The sequence below is a fragment of the Pseudomonas sp. SWRI77 genome (assembly GCF_014269105.1).
GTDB lineage: Bacteria > Pseudomonadota > Gammaproteobacteria > Pseudomonadales > Pseudomonadaceae > Aquipseudomonas > Aquipseudomonas capeferrum.
The window spans coordinates 1-19,163 of record NZ_JABWRV010000017.1; the positions used below are offsets into that span (position 1 = coordinate 1).

A 19,163-nucleotide genomic window follows, 5' to 3' on the forward strand; every position below is an offset into this window, starting at 1 on the left:
CTTTGCTGTCGGGACGCATCATGGCGGACTGGCTCCAGAAAGAAATCGGGAGCGCAGCATCGGGCTTCAGGTAGTCGCTTGGAATGTGGGCTTCATGGAGCGGACACGATGAGATCACGCGGCTTACCCATCTCCCCTCCCCTGAAGAACTGCCGCCACTGTCCGACAACGCTCCGCCAACACGAGTGACCGCCATCCGCCATGACTTCGAGCGGGATGCACTGGGCCGTCTTGTCAGCAAGCGTACTGAAGATGGCACCACCGAGTACCGCTACGACGCTGCCGACAATCTGCTGTCCATCACCCTCACGGATAACCAGGGAGAGAAGCAGCAACTCGATTACACCTATGACGCTACCGGGCAACTGCTCAGTGAAACCAACAGTGCTGGCCTGCTGCAGTATCGCTATGACGAGCTGGGCAACTTGCAGACGTTGGTGCTGCCCGATCAGCGTGAACTCAACCACCTGTACTACGGCAGCGGGCACCTGCACCAGATCAACCTGAACGGCCGGGTCATCAGCGACTTCGAGCGCGATGCGGTGCACGACGAAGTGCTACGCACCCAAGGACAGCTGGTCACACGCACCCGATACGACAATTGCGGCCGTCTGGCCAGCAAGGCTATCCACTATCGCGATGCCCCTGTGGAAGTGCTGCCGCTGCTCGACAAGGCCTACTGCTACGACGCGAGCGACAACCTGGTTGCCGAAGTGCTGACCCAGACTCAGCGCCGAGGCGGGACCAATGCGTACGACGATAACACCGCGCACCTCGAACAAATCATCGGCCGCTTCCATGACCTGCCCCACACCGGCAAGAGTTACTCAGGACGCAACCGCTACGGCTACGACCTCAACGAGCAATTGCAGACCGTCCAGCAGTCGCGCCCCAATTGGCAAGCTACGCAGGTCGAAGACTACAAGTACGACAAGGCCGGCAACCTGTTCGACGGGCCCAAGCTCAACGGCTTGATCAAGCACAACCGCGTCCTGGTCTATCAGGACAAACGCTACCGCTATGACCGGTTTGGGCGGTTGTGCGAAAAGCGGATTGGCAGCAACTGGGTGCAGTACTTTGAGTACGACGCTGAGCATCGGCTGGTTTGCGTGGAGCAGTACCGCAGTGGTGAGCGTGAGCGAGTGGTGTTTGCCTATGATCCGTTGGGTAGACGAATCAGCAAGGAGGTTTATCAGAAGGACTATCCAGAGCCGCGCCGACGCGTACTGTTTCACTGGCAAGGGCTGCGCTTGTTGCAAGAGGTGCAGAGCGGTTTGGCCAGCTTGTATGTGTATGCCAATTTGGCTAGCTACGAGCCGCTGGCCAGAATAGACGGAAAGCCAGACAACGAGGAAGTACTCTACTTCCAGACCAATCCAGGCGGCCTGCCCGAACAGCTGACAAATATCGAGGGTGATACAGTCTGGTGCAGCGAGTATGCGATATGGGGAAAGCCACGGGGTGAGTGGCGCAGCCCTCGGCATGCACGAGAGCAGAATTTACGGTTTCAGGGCCAGTATCTTGACCGGGAAACGGGACTGCATTACAACATGTTCAGGTTCTATGACCCAGATATTGGACGATTTACGCAGACGGATCCGATTGGGGTGGAGGGAGGGCTAAATACATATGCGTATGCGCCGAACCCGCTAAGCTGGATCGACCCGCTTGGCTTAATGGAATGTAGCCTAACCGGCAACGAAGTTGGTGATGCTACTAATTTACCTATTATTAAGCGTGGCAGCTCCGAATGGAAAAAGGCAACTGAAACAATCCAGAAAGGTGGTAAATCCAATTTTAGAGTAAAAGATAAAGCCACTGCCGACCAATTATTAAAAGATGCCAGAGGAAAAGTAGATCACCACCCCACTTATTCTGAAGCACCGTACAAAAAAGGATATGAACACCACCCCAATGAATCTCACACAGCAAACGCACCAGAGAATAATATCCCTCATGTCAAATGGAAAGACTGGAGTATGGGTAAAAAATCTGGTGGCGCCGGGCATATATTTTATGAATAGAAAATCAGTCATTCTGGACGAGAAAAAGTACCCTATCGCATGGAGATTTAACTCCAAGGATTGCTCACTATCATTTAAAGAAAAAAGACAAATCGTTTTTCTTGGCGCGGAAGAGTCTGAAAACCTATGGAATGTGATATTTCCATTTGACCATTTAATGAACATGAATTCATCATTTTGCTTTGTGACAGAAGAAAAAAAGCTAGACTTTGATCACCACCAAGAATCGTCTTTGTTCTTCAAGAACAAACTAGTAGATACCTCGTCCATTTTTTTCTTCTGGGGGAAAAAAGCGAGCGCCATTGTACCTGCAGACCTACTTGTTAAATCATGGAGCGATTTTTTTTACCCCAGTGATGAAACAAGTATCGCCTTAATAGTCAATAGGCAAAAAATAATCTATTCGTACGAGGAAAGTTTTTTTTACGCTGGCATAGTAGAGCAACAAAATCGGTAAAACCTTCCACGATTTAGCAGGGTTATCGTATAAAAATAGCCAGGGGAGATATGGCCCGTAGCTAGACAGAGACCGTCTGATCGTGAAACGCTTCGACAAGTTTGCGAAAAACTATGCCGGCATGGTCTCAATTACTCACGGGCCCTGGGTAGGTAATTTTCATTTGTATTTCTGAAACACCACACTAGCCCGGCGATTATTGGGCTTTCAATCACCGGCTTCCGGCCCTCAGGTGAGTGCGACAGCTAGAGATAACTCATACGTGGAAAGACAACGAGCGACTGCCGGGATTGAACTTACACTTGCTGTCCCATTTGTCGCGGTAGGGAGCGTAATGATGACAATAGCAGCTTCGCCGGTATTAGCAACTGCCGAAGGTAGCGCATTAGTTGCTCACGCAGGAGGACAATCTGTCCGCTTCGCCCCATTCGTTAATATTTCAAGTAAAGAGATGATTGCAGGCCTACTCGGAGCGGGCGCGACTTCGCCCGCGTTTGCAACATCCGCAGAGGACTCGTCCTCTGCAACGCCCTCCCAAAGGTTAAGCGTTAATATCGAAGAGTGGAACGCTTATCAACGCTATCCGTCCACAACCGTGCAGAGCTATGTCAGCTGGGACGACCTTCCGGAGAAATCCAATGACTGAAAGTGAATTCTTCAACGCGTTCGAAAAACATCGCTGGGACCTTATCTACGCGGATGATGCACACGATGGCCAGCCCGTTATAAAGGTAGGAATTGTCGCTGTTTTTTATTTGCAAGGCGTACACGCCATCTAGGAGACAGGCCATTGCAGAGGCCTTTAAAATCTACTGCCAACTTTATGAAGAACACCTTAACTGGGGATACATGGGTAGCGAAAACATAACCCAACACAACTTAAACGATCAAACCCAAAAAAACTGTATAGCCTACATTACCTCTGAGAGCGCATCAGAACCAGCATCATTCATGTGGTCATCTGAAAAAGGATTTAATGCCGTAGGCGATTACCTATTTCAAGCACTCTCTCCGGCCGACTGGTTCGAACAGATTCACCACGCATTGAGTACGATTAGAGTCTACTTGCCCGTCGACGCACTAAGAGAAAACACAAACGAGTTTGACAAACTGATAAAATCTTTGTGCAACCTCTTAGAGCCTTTACACGGCTCTGCCGGCTTCGGCATTCAGAACTGCCATGAGCACCAAAATTACCAGCATACCGAGTACGAAATTTTGGCTAACTATCGAGGCGTGGATCTTAGCCTGCTCATCGCTAATGAACACTGGCGATCAGGTTACTCCGGGCTCAATTGGTACACCTACATCAATAGTGACTGGATCAAAAATCTTACCAGTGAAAAGCCATTAACAGAACTCCTCAATGACACTCGAATCACAATTACACAAGAAACATCCACAACCATAATTAAAGCTGGACACTGGCCTGTTTTAGGAAAGCTGGACATCGACCCTCTTCCTGAGCTTTATGTTAAAGTAAATAAAATAATTGAACCACTTAGAACCACCAATATTGGCTCTTTGCATTACGGCTCTATTGCAGGTGAAATTCGTTTTAATGTTCGCACGAGCAACTTATGGATGCACCGCTTCGATCTTCCTCCAGGCCGCAGTGCGCCGACGACACCAAGACAGTACTATCGCTACTCAGCCGCGGAAGTGAATAAAATCGAAGAGGAGCGTTTGATGTTAGATACCCTACTCAACAGCAGTCCTCCCCATCGGGAATAAGCCTTCCAATATGCCTGGTATAATTTTAGTCGGTCACCTGCACATTTGCCCACTTTGCGGCCCCACAAAGGTCAGCAGCGGGACGAAATTTTTCACTATCAATAGCCGCCCAGTTGCTTGCGTGGGTGACCGTCTTGACTGTGGTGCAGTGATCATAAGTGGCTCATTATCAATGACAGTCAGAATATCTTAACGATCACCTCCACCAAAGCCCTTGACACTTACCCTGAACTAACCAAATGCGTAGCAAAACCGCCTGTGGCGCCAGCCTGATCGCCAGCGCTTCCCACGGCAGCGTCCATCGTTGAATCGATCAAACCCAAGTAGAGTGCCTTTGGGTCGTGACGGGCCTCGTATTTCTCGAAGCCCCACCCCCGAGGCCTCCCAAGCGTCCTGAACCCGGCGTGTGCTATACCCCCCTTCGTTATGGCACCCGAAACATCAACTCAGGCGCCGCTCTTTCAGCAACTTCACGAACATGCTCAAACTCCGCGAAACCGCGCCCCGCCGCCACACCAGCCACGTCTTCAAATAGCGAAAATCCTCCGACATCGGCCAGGCGCTCACCGTGCTGCAACCCGGCATGTTGTCGAGCATGCTGCGCGGCATCATGGCCAGCCCCGCCCCGGCGCTCACGCAGGCCAGCATCCCGTGATAAGACTCCATCTCATGGATCTTGCCCGGCACGGCCTGGTCCTGCACAAACCAGTTCTCGAAATGATGGCGGTACGAGCAGTTGGCGCGAAACGCGTAGATGCTCTCGCCGTTGACGTCCTGGGCACGGGTTACCGGTGCATGGTTGAGGGGCGCGATGACCATCATCTCTTCCTCGAACACCGGCATGCCCTCCAGGGTTGGATGCAGCAGCGGCCCGTCGACGAACGCCGCGACCAGGCGCCCGGACAACACCCCTTCGAGCATGGTCCCGGAAGGCCCGGTCGAGAGGTCGAGGTCGACCTTGGGGTAGCGCTGGTTGTACGCCGCCAGCAAGGCAGGAATACGCACTGCCGCGGTGCTTTCCAGCGAGCCCAGGGCAAAGGTGCCCTGCGGGTCCTCGCCCGCCACGGTCAACCGCGCCTCGTGCACCAGGTCGAGAATGCGCCGGGTGTACTCGAGAAAGTTCCAACCCGCCGGCGACAGGCGCAGGCGGCTTTTCTCGCGGATGAACAGCTCTACGCCCAGGTCTTCTTCCAACTGCTTGATGCGCGTGGTCAGGTTCGAGGGCACCCGATGGATATGCTGCGCGGCAGCGCTGATGCTGCCCTGCTCGGCCACTGCCTTGAAGATCTCCAGTTGCACCAGGTCCACAGTCATTCTCCAAACGTGAATGTTTCGCTCATTATTATTCAGTTTTCATTAAAACCCTACACCACTAGTCTGGCGTCACTGATTAACAACAACGAGAGTGTCCGCCATGAGCGCGATCAGCAGCCTGACCCATGCCATCTCCCTCGACCCGCACAGCGGCGAGCAGATTGGCGCCTACCCCTTCGATACCGACGCCGCACTGGAAGCGGCGCTGCAACGTGCCAAGGTGGGCTATGGGCAATGGCGGCTGGTGTCGCTGGGTCAACGCAGCGAGTACCTGCTTGCCCTGGCCAGCACCCTCGAAGCCAAGGCCGAAGCCTTTGCGCAGATGATCAGCCGTGAAATCGGCAAGCCGATCACGCAGGCCCGTGGCGAAGTGAGCAAGTGCGTGGGGCTGTGCCGCTGGTATGCCGAGCACGGCCCAGCCATGCTGGCAGCAGAGCCGACGCAGATCGAGAAAGCCCGCATCGAGTACCGCCCGCTGGGGCCGATCCTGGCCGTGATGCCGTGGAACTTCCCGGTCTGGCAGGTGCTGCGCGGCGCTGTGCCGGCGATCCTCGCCGGTAACACCTACGTGCTCAAGCATGCCCCGAACGTCATGGGCAGCGCTTACCTGTTGGGTGAACTGTTCAAGGATGCCGGCCTGCCGGAGGGCGTCTTCGAAGTGCTGAACGTGACGCCGGACGGTGTCACCCGCGCCATCAACGACCCACGCATTGCCGCCGTGACCCTGACCGGCAGCGTGCGCGCTGGCATGGCGATTGGTGCACAAGCCGGGGCCGCGCTGAAGAAGTGCGTGCTGGAGCTGGGCGGGTCCGACCCGTTCATCGTGCTGGCCGACGCCGACCTGGATGCCGCAGTCAAGGCGGCTGTCATTGGTCGCTACCAGAACACCGGCCAGGTCTGCGCCGCGGCCAAGCGCCTTATTGTCGAAGAGAGCATCGTTGAAGCCTTCACCCGCAAGTTCGTTGAAGCGACGCGCGCGCTGAAAGTCGGCAACCCGCTGGAAGACGACACCTACATCGGCCCGATGGCCCGCTATGACCTGCGCGACGAACTCGATGGCCAGGTCCAGGCGACCCTTGCCGAAGGCGCTACCCTGCTGCTGGGTGGCAACAAGGTCGACGGCGTGGGCAACTTCTACGCACCGACCGTGTTTGCCAACGTCACCCCTGAGATGACCGCGTTCAAGCAGGAGCTGTTCGGGCCCGTGGCCGCGATCATCACGGCGCAAGATGCCGACCATGCGGTGGCATTGGCCAACGACAGCGAGTTCGGCCTGGCCGCGACTATCTACACGGCTGACTATGCACTGGCTGAACGCATGACCGCGGCACTGGATACCGGTGGCGTGTTCATCAACGGCTACTGCGCATCCGACCCACGCGTCGCCTTTGGTGGCGTGAAGAAGAGTGGTTTTGGCCGTGAGCTGTCGCACTTTGGTGTACGCGAGTTCACCAACGCACAAACGGTGTGGCTGGACCGTAACTGACCGGTGCATTGGGGCCGCCTTGCGGCCCCAATCACTTCAATCCCTGACCTGGTCTTTCACCCAGTCCAGCATCCCACCTGGCACGATCAGCTCATGCCGTGCCCGCGAACAGGCGGTATACAGGCCCGCCAGCATCCGTGCACGTTCGTTGCGATTGCCCGCCACCACCGGCGTGACCATCAGCTCCGGTGACACCATCACCCGGGCGAACTCCATGTTCTTCACGTCGCTCACCCGCCCCAGGAACAGCTTGGGCGCCTTGTCCCAGCGATAACGGCTCTTGGCCTTGGCAAAATGCTCTGGCGTATAGCCCTTGCGCAGCATGTTGGCCACCGCCACGAAGGCCTTGTCATCGCCCTTGTCCTGCTCCAGCGCCTGCCAGCTGGCATAGCGGAACAACATGGGGTGGCGCGGCCGGGTGCCAAACCGGTACAGCTCGATGCAGTCCTCGACGAAAAGCTCGAAATCCTTGCGTGCGCTCTTCAGCAGCACGAAGGGCACGCCTTGGTGAGTGAGGCGCTGGAACCAGCCAAACAGCCCCCATTCATCATCGACGATCAACGCCGTGGGCTGTTCCGGCACCGTGACGGTGTCGAAGAAGCTGACCCGGGTGTAGTGTTCGGCACTGCCACTGAAAGCGGCCTGTATCTTGGCCGGGTGCGCCTGGATCAACGGGTTGAGCACGTTGTCCATCGCCGGCCCGGCGCGCAGCGAATGGTCGATGTAGCGCTGACGGATAAAGCCGCCATGGTGCGGGCTCAGGCCGTTGAGGTTCTGCAGCTCGTCGCCCAGGGTGATGACCGATTGCGGGCTTCGGTCCAGCACGGCGAGCATCGGCGCCGAAAGCTCGTGGGCCTCGTCGACGATGATGTGGGTGTAACGGCTGTCGATCACGTCCTGCGTCAACGACAGCAGTTTGACCCGGTGGTAATCACGCACCGGCAGCTGGATTTCCCGCGTTGATGGGCGGATCAGCTCCTGCCAGTACAAGCGCGCCTTCTCCAGCAGCACTTCCTGGTCCAGCGGCGAGGTGCCGGGCCCAGCCCAGGGCAAATGGTGCAACTGCAACTGGGCATCGCCGGTTCGGCAAAAACTGCGCACGGCCTTGATACACAAGGCCACGACATCGCGGGCGTCAAGCGGGCCGATATCGGGGATATTCAACCACTTCACCACCTGCGCTTCCTGCGGGCGCCAGGACAGCTTGGTGCGATACGGGTCGCGCAGGCGCCAACCATTACTGGTGAGGTCACGGTTGAGGAGTTCGTCTGCCAACTGCCCAAAGGTCAGCGCGGTGTAGGCCTGGGCATCCTTGACGCGTGCCTGCAATGCGCGCAGTTGGCCCTCGGTCAAGGCCAGCAGCAGCGTGCGCTGGGGGTCGAGCAAGCGGGCGAACTGGTGGATCAGGAAGGTCTTGCCGGTGCCGGCGAAACCTTGCACCGCAACAGACTCGTCGACGCCGGAGAGAAACTCTCGCAGCAGGCGGTTTTGTTGATCACTCAACAAAAGGTCACTGGCCAATGAGGGCAGGTAGACCGGGTGCAGCGGCGTGACCTGCTGCCGGTAGCTGTCGGCAAAGCGGAAATTCCACTGGCCTTCGGCATCGAGCAAGGCGTCGCTGTCGTACTCGACCTCGCTGGCCAGCAGGCCGATGCCATTCTCACCCAGCATGCCCAGCCCCATGGCGAACGCCTCGCGGTCGAAGTGCTGCGCCACCTGGCCCTGAAAGCGGCCCGGTGCGGCGGTTTCGACTTCGCTGGCGATGCGCACGATTTCGGCAAAGCGCCGTTCCTGCGCATCTGCCGTCGCGGTGGCCGGCTGGCGCGGCAGGTTCTGCACGAACAGCACTGCGGCCGCCTGCACAACACTGGCGGTTAAGAAAAAGTCGCTGGCAGCAGGTTCGCTGGCGAGACGGTCGGCTAGGTCACTGGGCAACGGCAGGTAGAACATCGGGACCTCGGGTGGGAACAGCCCGGCACGATAACAACTTTCCGAAGGGTGTGCTGGGTTCAGTGTTGCCCTCAGCCCCTGCCCCGCTTCAGCGTTTCACTCGGCAACTCGCGGAACAACTGCCGGTAGCTTTCGGAAAACCGCCCCAGGTGCCAGAACGACCAGCGCATCGCCACCTCGGCCACCGTGACATCGGCCTGGCGCAGCAGGTCTCGGCGCGCACCGTTGAGCCGGCGCAAGCGCAGCCAGTGCGCCGGCGGCATACCGGTGAACGCCTTGAACGCCTGTTGCAACTGGCGCAGGGAAACACCGGCCACGTCGGCCAGCGCCATCAAATTGAGCGTTTCTTCGGGGCAGTCCGCCGCCCACTCACTGACCCGGCGCATGATCTCGCGCGCTTCACTTCGCCTGCCCAGCGCGCCACCGTCCAGGCGCTGGCAGGCACTGTCGAGAATGAACAGGCAGTCTTCCAGCAGTTGCTCGGCCAGCGCCTGCCCCTGCAGCGGGCAATCGGCATGGCCCAGGCGGGTCAGGGTGGCGCTCAGCCAACTGCCGAACAACGCGTTCTGGCCACTGCCCAACGGCACCATGAACAGCCCGTCCAGGCGCTGGGTATCGAGACCATGACGGGCCAGGAACGCCTGGTCGAACACCACCGCCACCTCTTCGTAGTTTTCCGGGGTGATCCAGATATTACGGCTCTGCTCGTTGAGCAGGTAAAGGCTGTTCTCCGTACGGTCGAAGCAGAACGCCAGCGAACCGCTCGGGGGGCGGAAGAATTGCTCGACACGGGTGTTGAGACGCTCTTCATACACCTCCACGCCATCCAGCCCCAGGCAGCGCAGTTCGCCGCTGAAGTGCCCCGGCGACATTTGCCGGTACTGCTGTTGCCAGCCTGGGGTGGCACGCACCTGCTCGGTGACATCGGTGGTGTGGAAAGCCTGGACCTGCAAGGCATTGGGCGTTGTCACGCATCGTCCTGTTGCACTCTTTTGGTGCATTGATTGCCGGAGAAAGTGGATAGATTGCCCTGGGGGCTGCGACCAAGATAGTCCCCAGCGCGTCACCTGGGAAGCCACCGGCTCCCGCCGCGCACACAAAAACCCAACCAAGAGGTCTGTATGAACGCCCCCTTCGATCAGCTGTCCACCTGGCTGAAAGAACACCGGATCACCGAAGTCGAATGCGTGATCAGCGACCTGACCGGCATCGCCCGCGGCAAGATCGCGCCGACCGCCAAGTTTCTGCATGAGCGCGGCATGCGCCTACCCGAAAGCGTGCTGCTGCAGACGGTCACCGGCGACTACGTTGACGACGACATCTACTACAGCCTGCTCGATGCCGCCGACATCGACATGATCTGCCGCCCTGACCCGGCTGCGGTGTACCAGATCCCCTGGGCGATCGAGCCGACCGCGATCGTCATTCACGACACCTTCGACAAGCAAGGCAACCCCATCGAGCTGTCACCGCGCAACGTGTTGAAGAAGGTGCTCAAGCTTTACGCCGACCAAGGCTGGCAGCCGATCGTCGCGCCGGAGATGGAGTTCTACCTGACCAAGCGCTGCGAAGACCCGGACCTGCCACTGCAGGTACCGTTGGGCCGCTCCGGGCGCGCTGAAAGCGGTCGCCAGTCGTTCTCGATCGACGCCGCCAACGAATTCGACCCGCTGTTCGAAGACGTTTATGACTGGTGCGAACTGCAGGGCCTGGACCTGGACACGCTGATCCACGAGGACGGCCCGGCGCAGATGGAAATCAACTTCCGCCACGGCGATGCCCTGGACCTGGCCGACCAGATCACCGTGTTCAAGCGCACCATGCGCGAGGCGGCGCTCAAGCACAACGTTGCAGCTACCTTCATGGCCAAGCCGATTACCGATGAACCTGGCAGCGCCATGCACCTGCACCAGAGTGTGGTCGACATCGCCACTGGCAAGCCGGTGTTCGCCAATGAAGACGGCAGCATGAGCGAGCTGTTCCTGCACCATATCGGCGGTTTGCAGAAGTACATCCCCAAGCTGCTGCCGATGTTCGCGCCAAACGTCAACTCGTTCCGCCGCTTCCTGCCGGACACCTCGGCACCGGTCAACGTCGAGTGGGGCGAAGAGAACCGCACGGCCGGGCTGCGGGTGCCGACCTCAAGCCCCGAGGCGATGCGTGTCGAGAACCGCCTGCCGGGCGCCGATGCCAACCCGTACCTGGCCATCGCCGCGAGCCTGCTGTGCGGCTACCTGGGCATGATCGAGAAGATCAACCCGAGCGCGCCGGTGCAGGGCCGGGCTTATGAGCGACGCAACCTGCGCCTGCCAATCACCATCGAAGATGCCCTGCAGCACATGGAAGACTGCGAGACCGTGCAGCAATACCTGGGCAAGCAATTCGTCCAGGGCTATGTCGCGGTCAAGCGTGCCGAGCACGAGAACTACAAACGGGTGATCAGCTCCTGGGAGCGTGAATTCCTGATGCTCAGCGTTTGATTTGCCCGGGGCGCGCGGCGCCCCGCCTCCATCGAAACCGAGAACAAAACCAACGAGGTGTCGACATGCGTCATCTGCAATCCCTGGTTCCTGCTGCATTCACTTTGCTGTTCGGCGCTGCCGCCCAAGCTGCACCGACCGTCAGCGTGTACAACTGGACCGACTACATCGGTGACACCACACTGGCCGACTTCCAGGCCAGCAGTGGGGTCAAGGTGGTCTATGACGTGTTCGACTCCAATGAAACCCTGGAGGGCAAACTGTTGGCCGGTCGCACCGGCTACGACGTGGTCGTGCCTTCCAACCACTTTCTCGCTCGCCAGGCCCAGGCCGGGGCCTTTTTACCGCTGGACCGCAGCAAGCTGCCCAACTGGAAGCACCTTGACCCAAAGCTGCTCAAGCAGCTTGAGCAGAACGACCCCGGCAACCAGTACGCAGTGCCCTACCTGTGGGGCACCAACGGCATCGGCTACAACGTCGACAAGGTCAAGGTCGCACTGGGCATCGACCACATCGACTCCTGGGCGGTGCTGTTCGAGCCCGAGAACCTGAAAAAACTCAAGCAGTGTGGCGTGGCCTTCATGGACTCGCCCGACGAGTTGTTCCCGGCGATCCTCAACTACCTGGGCATGGACCCACGTAGCGAAAACCCTGCGGACTACGCCAAGGCAGAAGCCCGCCTGCTCCAATTGCGCCCTTACATCACCTACTTCCACTCCTCAAAATATGTCTCGGACCTGGCCAACGGCGATGTCTGCGTGGCCTTCGGTTACTCCGGCGACGTGTTCCAGGCCGCCAACCGCGCGGTGGAAGCGAACAACGGCGTCAAGGTTGCCTACAGCATTCCCAAGGAAGGCAGCAACTTGTGGTTCGACCTGCTGGCTATCCCCAAGGACGCCGCCAACCCGGACCAGGCCCTGGCGTTCATCAACTACCTGCTCGAGCCGCAGGTGATCGCCAAGGTCAGCACCACGGTCGGCTATGCCAATGCCAACCCCGACGCCCAGGCCTACATGGACAAAGCCCTGGTGCAAAACCCCGAGGTCTATCCGCCCCAGCACGTGCTGGACAAGCTGTACATCTCCAGCACGCCCAGCCCCAAGATCATGCGCGTGATGACCCGCTCCTGGAGCAAGATCAAGTCCAACCGCTGAGCCGAGAACACCCATGCCTTTCGATACCCTGCACACCGCTTCGTATTATGCCGCCACGGCACGCCACACGGCGCCCTACCCCAGCCTGGACGGCGAACTGACGGCCGATGTCTGCGTGGTCGGCGGCGGCCTCACTGGGGTCAATACCGCGCTCGAACTTGCCGAACGGGGGCTGTCGGTGATCTTGCTCGAAGCCCGGCGCATCGGTTGGGGCGCCAGCGGGCGTAACGGTGGCCAACTGATCCGCGGCATCGGCCATGACGTCAGTGGTTTTGCCCGTTATGTCGGCCAGGATGGCGTGCGTTACCTGCAACAGGCTGGCATCGATTCGGTGGCCTTGGTGGCCGGGCGCATCGCGCAATACGGTATTGCCTGTGACCTGCGCTGGGGCTTCTGCGAACTGGCCAACACTCCCGCCCAGTTTGCCGCCTTCAAGGCCGAACAGGACGACCTCGCCGCGCTGGGTTATCGGCACGAAACACGCCTGGTCAGCCCCGAGCATATGCACCAGGTCGTCGCCAGCGACCAGTACGCCGGTGGCCTGGTGGACATGGGTTCGGGCCATCTGCACCCACTGGACCTGGTGCAGGGCGAGGCGCGCGCGGCTGCAGGCCTTGGCGTGCGCATCTTCGAGCAGAGCCCGGTACTGCGCATCGAGCATGGCCCCACCGTGACCCTGCACACCGCCCACGGCACGGTCAGGGCACACAGCCTGGTGCTGGGCTGCAACGCGCATCTCGATGAACTGGAGCCGCGCCTTAGTGGCAAGGTGCTGCCAGCCGGCAGCTATGTGGTGGCCACCCAGCCGTTGTCAGAGGCGCTCGCCAGTAGCCTGATCCCGCAGAACATGGCGCTGTGCGACCAGAAGGTCGGCCTGGACTACTACCGCCTCACCGCTGACCGCCGTCTGTTGTTCGGGGGTGCCTGCCATTATTCCGGGCGCGACCCCAAGGACATTGCCGCCTACATGCGGCCGAAGGTACTCAAGGTGTTCCCGCAGCTGGCCGAGGTACGCATCGATTACCAATGGGGCGGCATGATCGGCATTACGGCCAACCGCTTCCCCCAGGTCGGGCGGCTGAGCCAGCACCCGAACGTCTACTATGCCCAGGGCTATTCGGGGCATGGGTTGAACGTGACCCACTGGACGGCCAAACTGCTCGCCGAAGGCATTGCCGTGGGCCACAGCCAAGGGCTGGATGTGTTCAGTGCGGTACCGCACCTGACCTTCCCGGGCGGCAAGGCGCTGCGTTCACCGCTGCTGGCGTTGGGGATGTTGTGGTATCGGTTGCGCGAGGTGCTGGGGTAAGCGCTGCCTCTGCGCCCTCATCATGCAAGCCTGTGTGATGAGGGCACACCAATGTAGAACCTGAAGAATATTCGCTAACTTACTGATTTATAAGGCAAGCAAGGCAAGACCATTTAGTACAAAGCACTTAAAGAATCGCTTGTAAGCCTTTGCATTGTATGATGTTTAGCAATTTAAGCGCCGGCCCTGCAGGGCGCGTCTCCCCCTGCTCCCATTTTCGAACTGTCGAAACACTCGTGTGCAGATGCATGGCGAACACCGGCTGGCTGAAGTTGAGTGCCTCACGCAAATGTCGGATGTCCAACCGTAGCGTAGGAAGTTTCAGTGTTATGCGCCGAGTTGCCGGGATTCATGCCAGTTGAACGGCGGCCAAGCCCTGGCACAGCATACCGCCACCGCCTTTCGAGATTGCCCCTGACCACTGGCCAACTCCCCCGCACCTGCTAGCGTTGTTCTGGCCGACCCCTCATGGATGCATCACGATCATGAAATCACTGCCTCGCATCACCCTGTTATGCGCAGCTTTGCTTGCCGTCGCGGCCTGCTCCAGCAACCGCGTGGACCCCAGCGACTACTCCGGCTTCCTGAAGGACTACAGCCGCCTGCAACCCGCTGAAAGCCCTTCTGGCGCACCGGTGATGCGCTGGATGGACCCCAAGGTCAACGTCAATCAGTACAGCCAGGTGTTCATCGAGCCCAGTCAGTTCTACCCCAAACCGCAACCGACAGCCGTCATCTCGGCGCAGACGCTGCAGGAGATCAGCCGTTACTTCAACGAAGCGATGCGCCGTGAACTGGGCAGTGTACTGACCCTGGCCAAGGCCCCCGGCCCGGGCACCATCGTCGTACGCCCGGCGATTACCGCAGTCTCCACCAGCAACGAGGGTTTCAAGGCCTACGAAGTGATCCCGATTGCGCTGATCTCGGCAGGCGTGAATACCGCCATGGGCGGCCGTGACCAAGACGTAGATGTCGGTGTCGAGGCAGCCTTCCTCGACGGCGCCAGCCAGAAGGTGCTCGCTCAGGTGGTGCGCAAGGGCGCAGGCAAGGAGCTAGAGAACGACACCCAGAAGCTGACCCTGGATGACGTCAAGCCCGTGCTGGACGGCTGGGCCAAGGACATGCGCGCAAGCTTTGTAGCGCTGAAACAGAAAAGCCGCTAACCAGACCCGGGGCCGCAAAGCGGCCCCGGGCAGGGTGAATCAGCACTCGACATAGGCGACAGCCAGGCCGCCGCGCGAGGTTTCCTTGTAGTTGGCATGCATGTCCGCACCGGTGTCGCGCAAGGTGCGGATAACCTGATCGAGCGAGATGAAGTGCTCGCCATCGCCGCGCAGGGCCATCTGCACCGCGTTGATTGCCTTGACCGCAGCAATCGCGTTGCGCTCGATGCACGGCACCTGCACCAGCCCGCCGACCGGGTCGCAGGTCAGGCCCAAGTTGTGCTCCAGGGCAATCTCGGCGGCATTTTCCAGTTGCGGTGGCGTGGCACCGAGCACTTCGGCAAGGCCAGCCGCCGCCATCGAGCACGCCGACCCCACTTCGCCCTGGCAACCGACTTCGGCACCGGAAATCGAAGCGTTGGTCTTGCACAGGATGCCGACTGCGGCCGCTGCAAGCAGGAACCTCACCACATCGTCATCGCAGGCATCCGGGTTGAACTTCATGTAGTAGTGCAGCACGGCCGGGATGATGCCTGCCGCACCGTTGGTGGGCGCCGTCACCATGCGCCCGCCGGCGGCGTTTTCTTCGTTTACCGCCAGGGCAAACAGGTTGACCCACTCCATGGCGCTGAGGGTCGAACCGATCACGTTCGGTTTGCCCAGCTCCTGCAGGCTGCGGTGCAGTCGTGCGGCGCGGCGCTTGACCTTCAGGCCACCTGGCAGGATGCCCTCATTGCGCAGGCCATTTTCGACGCACTCACCCATTACTGCCCAAATGCGCAGCAGCCCTTCGCGCACCTCGGCTTCCGTGCGCCAGGCACATTCGTTGGCCATCATCAGTTGCGCGACACTCAATCGGTGCGCCTCGCACAGCGCCAGTAACTCAGCCGCGCTGGCAAACGGATACGGCTGATCGACCGAATTCGCTTCACTCTGCGGGGCATCGACCTCAGCCTGCTCGACGATGAAACCGCCACCCACCGAATAGTACGTCTGGCTGAACAGGCTGCTCTGCCCGCCCAGCGCTTCAAGGGTCATGGCGTTCGGGTGATATGGCAGGCTTTCGTCCAGCAGCCGCATGTCGCGGGTGTAGTTGAACGCCAGCGGGTGGCTACCATCGAGCATCAGCCATTGCTCCTGCATCAGCTGGTCGATCCGCGGCTCGATGGTGGCGGGGTCGATCCGGTCCGGCCACTGGCCCATCAGCCCGAGCAGGCATGCACGGTCGGTGGCGTGGCCAACCCCGGTGGCCGACAGCGAGCCATACAGCCGCACCTCGACGCGCGTCACCTGGGCCAGCAAACCGCGCTCGCGCAGGGCCTGGGCAAAGGTCGCCGCCGCCCGCATCGGGCCCACGGTATGGGAGCTCGAAGGGCCGATGCCGATTTTGAAGAGGTCGAAAACACTGATAGCCATACTAATGCCTGACCGGGCTGGACAGAAACGCCCATGCACGGTTCACTGAGAAAATTGAACGCTACTGCGAAGTTGAGCGATACTGACCTGCTGCGGCAAGGATGACCAACGAAACCTCCTAAGCAAGGCTTTAGTAGTACTAAACGATGAGACGACAACTCAATGGCCAGATGTTCGTCTGGCTGCATGTGTTCTCCTGTGCGGCCCGGCATTTGTCATTTACCCGCTGCGCCGAAGAACTGCACATCACACCGGGCGCAGTCAGCCAGCAGATGCGCCAGCTGGAGGAACGACTGGGCTATCGCCTGTTCCTGCGGCGCGCCCGCGGGGTCGAGCTGAGCGCCGAAGGGCAACGCCTGGCCCAGACAGTGGCCGAGGCCTATGGCAGCATCGAGGCCGAGCTGCTGCGCCTGGACGCCGGTGAGATCCGCGGCACCTTGCGCCTGCGTTCTATTCCGTCATTTCTGGCCAAATGGCTGACGCCACGTTTGCCGCGCTTTCAGCAGCGCTACCCGGACATCGAGTTGCGGCTGGTGGCCGAAGACAGCGCACAGGCACTGCACCCGGGGGACTTCGACCTGGCCATCGACCTGAACGATGGCAGTTACCCGGGCATGCTGTCGACGCCGTTGCTGGACGAGCAGATCTTCCCGGTCTGCTCGCCCACGCTGCTGCGTGGCCGACCACCGCTGCACGGGCCGGCTGACCTTGCGCATTACCCCTTGCTGCATGACATCACCGCCTGGCGAGGGGCCTCCGAGTACGCTGAATGGGAGTTCTACCTGGAAGGTATCGGCGCGGGCGGCCTCGATGTACGGCGGGGGCATACCTTCAACCGCAACCACCTGACCATCGAGGCGGCGATTGCCGGGGTTGGCGTGGCAATCGCCCGGCGCACCCTGCTCAACGATGAACTGGAACGGGGGGCGCTGATCGTGCCGTTCGGGTTAGCGATCGCCAATCACAAACGCTATGTGGTGCATTACCCGCCCGGCGGGCTGACCCAGCCCGGCGCCCGCGCGGTGCATGATTGGCTGGTGGAAGAGGCTCGTGGGTTCAGGGAACTGCACCCGCTGGCGTGAGGGTCGACAGCGTCGGGCTAGTAGGCCTGCTTGCCGGTAAAGGCATTGAGCGTGCGGACCAAAATGACAAAGTCGAGCCACAACGACCAATTGTTGATGTACTCGATGTCCGAGTCGACCCGCTGGATCATCTGCTCAATGTCTTTGGTTTCACCCCGGAAGCCCCTGACCTGCGCCAGGCCGGTCATGCCGGGTTTGATATTGTGCCGCGCAAAGTAGTCGACAATGTCTTGCGAATACAGCGTATCGTGCTGAAGTGCATGGGGGCGCGGCCCCACCAACGACATTTCGCCGGTCAATACATTGAACAACTGCGGCAACTCGTCCAGGCTGGTCTTGCGAATAAAGGCGCCCACCCGGGTGAGCCTTGGGTCATTCTTCTGAGCCTGTTTGACAACGCCATTTTCCGGTTGATGAACATGCATGCTGCGGAACTTCCAGATGCGAAAGGATTCCCCCGTCCAGCCCATCCGTTCTTGCCTGAAGAAGACCGGGCCGCGACTGTCGATCTTGATCGCGATAGCCACCGCCAGCAGCACCGGTGAGGCACACAGTAAAATCAATGCGGCCAGCACCCGGTCTTCGAGGTTCTTCAGAAACAAACTCATGCCGGTCAAGGGTGTTTCCGACAAGGTCAATACCGGAATACCGGCAATTTCCCGCACACTGTGGTTAATCAAGCGCAACGAGAAGATATCCGGCACCCAGTTGACCGCAATGCACTTGTCGAGCAACTTCAAATACACATCGTTAATCACTTCGGAGCCACCCAGCGGGGTGACCAGGTACACCGTGCGAATGGCGTGCTTGGCGACAATCTCGTCAAGGTCGGTGACATGCCCGAGTACCGGCAGGCGCTGCTTTGCGTCGGCACTGCCCTGCTCAGCCGAATCATTGATCAGCACGCAACCCAGCACCCGTTCACCGAACCAGGGGTTGTTGCTGATCTTCTGGTGCAGGAAGTTGGCAAGGTCACCCGCTCCGATAATAAGCGCGTTGTCCAGGCGGGCGTGGGCGGTAAAGCGTTTTTGCAATTCACGCACCACCACATGTAAAAACAGCTGGGCAAAATAACCAAAGACAAACAACTGCACCACCAACAACCGCGAGTACGTCTCGCTTTGTTTGGTAAGAAATGCCATGACCACCAGAAAACAAAAGGTTGCCGACCACGCCTTGAACAACCTGAACGCCTTGATCGACAAGCCGACGTTGGTTCGATAAATTGCATAATGGTCGTAAATAACAGCCAGCGCACCAATTAACAACAGCAGCATGATCACATAATCAGAGGTAATGTGACCGAATTGATCATAGATCAAGTACCAGGCAACACCGGTTACTGCAATTCCATCTAGACCTGCCTGAATGGCGTTACTTACGCTGCTTCTTCGCTGAAGTAAGGAACGACTGCTTCTGGGTTCGAGAACCATTTCAGACCTCATTAATTTGAGCGTAGCAAGTGCCGTGCAGCTTACTCAATCAATCCATAACAGCCTTTGAAGTAGAATCTTGTATTCTGAATAGTCTTCGCCGCCCCCCAAGGCCGCTTGTTATCACTGTAGCAGTCGCTCGCCCACCCGGCGGGCGGAAT

Annotated in this window: 17 protein-coding genes; 11 read left to right on the forward strand and 6 right to left on the reverse strand. The window is 59.2% G+C overall.

The genetic code is table 11. The features are described 5' to 3' along the window. Window positions 1-83 precede the first annotated feature (83 nt). The 5 genes from HU766_RS16830 to HU766_RS16850 all read left to right on the forward strand — a co-directional run bounded on the left by HU766_RS16830 (window position 84) and on the right by HU766_RS16850 (window position 4,408). Window positions 84-2,024 (forward strand): RHS repeat-associated core domain-containing protein, encoded by a 1,941-nt coding sequence (locus HU766_RS16830; RefSeq protein ID WP_238338623.1) that lies wholly within the window; start codon window positions 84-86, stop codon window positions 2,022-2,024. After that, the gene (locus HU766_RS16835; protein WP_186658981.1) at window positions 2,017-2,481 is read left to right on the forward strand and encodes a hypothetical protein; all 465 of its coding nucleotides are present in this window, start codon (window positions 2,017-2,019) and stop codon (window positions 2,479-2,481) included. Before HU766_RS16830 ends, HU766_RS16835 begins: the two co-directional genes overlap by 8 nt. 638 nt (window positions 2,482-3,119) lie before the next feature. Continuing rightward, complete coding sequence (locus HU766_RS16840; protein ID WP_186658984.1) at window positions 3,120-3,260, forward strand: hypothetical protein; 141 nt, start codon at window positions 3,120-3,122, stop codon at window positions 3,258-3,260. Beyond that, window positions 3,220-4,215, forward strand: a complete 996-nt coding sequence (locus tag HU766_RS16845) for a type VI immunity family protein (RefSeq protein WP_346656682.1) — start codon at window positions 3,220-3,222, stop codon at window positions 4,213-4,215. The genes HU766_RS16840 and HU766_RS16845 overlap by 41 nt, the downstream gene beginning before the upstream one ends. A 10-nt stretch (window positions 4,216-4,225) precedes the next feature. Then, on the forward strand, window positions 4,226-4,408 hold the full coding sequence (locus tag HU766_RS16850; protein ID WP_186658990.1) for a PAAR domain-containing protein: 183 nt from the start codon (window positions 4,226-4,228) through the stop codon (window positions 4,406-4,408). Window positions 4,409-4,656: 248 nt separating this feature from the next. Here the strand turns inward: HU766_RS16850 and HU766_RS16855 are convergent, their stop codons facing one another. Then, window positions 4,657-5,523 (reverse strand): LysR family transcriptional regulator, encoded by an 867-nt coding sequence (locus HU766_RS16855; RefSeq protein ID WP_186659256.1) that lies wholly within the window; start codon window positions 5,521-5,523, stop codon window positions 4,657-4,659. A 106-nt stretch (window positions 5,524-5,629) separates the two neighbouring features. Here HU766_RS16855 and HU766_RS16860 point away from each other — a divergent pair, with 106 nt between their 5' ends. Beyond that, window positions 5,630-7,015 (forward strand): aldehyde dehydrogenase family protein, encoded by a 1,386-nt coding sequence (locus HU766_RS16860; RefSeq protein WP_186658993.1) that lies wholly within the window; start codon window positions 5,630-5,632, stop codon window positions 7,013-7,015. A gap of 36 nt (window positions 7,016-7,051) precedes the next feature. On the opposite strand, the gene HU766_RS16865 is transcribed toward HU766_RS16860, so the two are convergent. After that, on the reverse strand, window positions 7,052-8,965 hold the full coding sequence (locus tag HU766_RS16865) for an AAA family ATPase (RefSeq protein ID WP_186658996.1): 1,914 nt from the start codon (window positions 8,963-8,965) through the stop codon (window positions 7,052-7,054). Window positions 8,966-9,036: 71 nt separating this feature from the next. Then, complete coding sequence (locus HU766_RS16870) at window positions 9,037-9,936, reverse strand: helix-turn-helix domain-containing protein (RefSeq protein ID WP_033697677.1); 900 nt, start codon at window positions 9,934-9,936, stop codon at window positions 9,037-9,039. Window positions 9,937-10,086: 150 nt separating this feature from the next. On the opposite strand from HU766_RS16870, the gene HU766_RS16875 reads away from it, so the two are divergent. The 3 genes from HU766_RS16875 (at window position 10,087) to HU766_RS16885 (ending at window position 13,908) form a co-directional block, all read left to right on the forward strand. Continuing rightward, a complete protein-coding gene (locus HU766_RS16875) occupies window positions 10,087-11,445 on the forward strand; it encodes a glutamine synthetase family protein (protein WP_033697674.1) in 1,359 nt (452 codons plus the stop codon). Between the two features lie 65 nt (window positions 11,446-11,510). Then, window positions 11,511-12,599: a polyamine ABC transporter substrate-binding protein gene (locus HU766_RS16880; protein ID WP_186658999.1), complete on the forward strand. Its 1,089-nt coding sequence runs from the start codon at window positions 11,511-11,513 to the stop codon at window positions 12,597-12,599. A gap of 13 nt (window positions 12,600-12,612) precedes the next feature. Further along, on the forward strand, window positions 12,613-13,908 hold the full coding sequence (locus HU766_RS16885) for an FAD-binding oxidoreductase (RefSeq protein ID WP_186659002.1): 1,296 nt from the start codon (window positions 12,613-12,615) through the stop codon (window positions 13,906-13,908). A gap of 127 nt (window positions 13,909-14,035) precedes the next feature. On the opposite strand, the gene HU766_RS16890 is transcribed toward HU766_RS16885, so the two are convergent. Beyond that, a complete protein-coding gene (locus HU766_RS16890) occupies window positions 14,036-14,257 on the reverse strand; it encodes a helix-turn-helix domain-containing protein (protein WP_186659259.1) in 222 nt (73 codons plus the stop codon). Window positions 14,258-14,393: 136 nt separating this feature from the next. On the opposite strand from HU766_RS16890, the gene HU766_RS16895 reads away from it, so the two are divergent. Beyond that, window positions 14,394-15,071: a DUF3313 domain-containing protein gene (locus HU766_RS16895; RefSeq protein WP_186659005.1), complete on the forward strand. Its 678-nt coding sequence runs from the start codon at window positions 14,394-14,396 to the stop codon at window positions 15,069-15,071. A gap of 39 nt (window positions 15,072-15,110) precedes the next feature. Here the strand turns inward: HU766_RS16895 and HU766_RS16900 are convergent, their stop codons facing one another. Then, entirely contained in the window at window positions 15,111-16,487 is a 1,377-nt protein-coding gene (locus tag HU766_RS16900) for an L-serine ammonia-lyase (RefSeq protein ID WP_186659008.1), read from the reverse strand. A gap of 146 nt (window positions 16,488-16,633) precedes the next feature. Between HU766_RS16900 and HU766_RS16905 the strand changes: the two genes are divergently transcribed. Then, window positions 16,634-17,569, forward strand: coding sequence for a LysR substrate-binding domain-containing protein (locus HU766_RS16905; RefSeq protein ID WP_186659012.1), 936 nt, complete (start codon window positions 16,634-16,636; stop codon window positions 17,567-17,569). Window positions 17,570-17,586: 17 nt separating this feature from the next. On the opposite strand, the gene HU766_RS16910 is transcribed toward HU766_RS16905, so the two are convergent. Continuing rightward, entirely contained in the window at window positions 17,587-19,002 is a 1,416-nt protein-coding gene (locus tag HU766_RS16910) for an undecaprenyl-phosphate glucose phosphotransferase (protein WP_033697665.1), read from the reverse strand. Window positions 19,003-19,163: the final 161 nt, after the last annotated feature.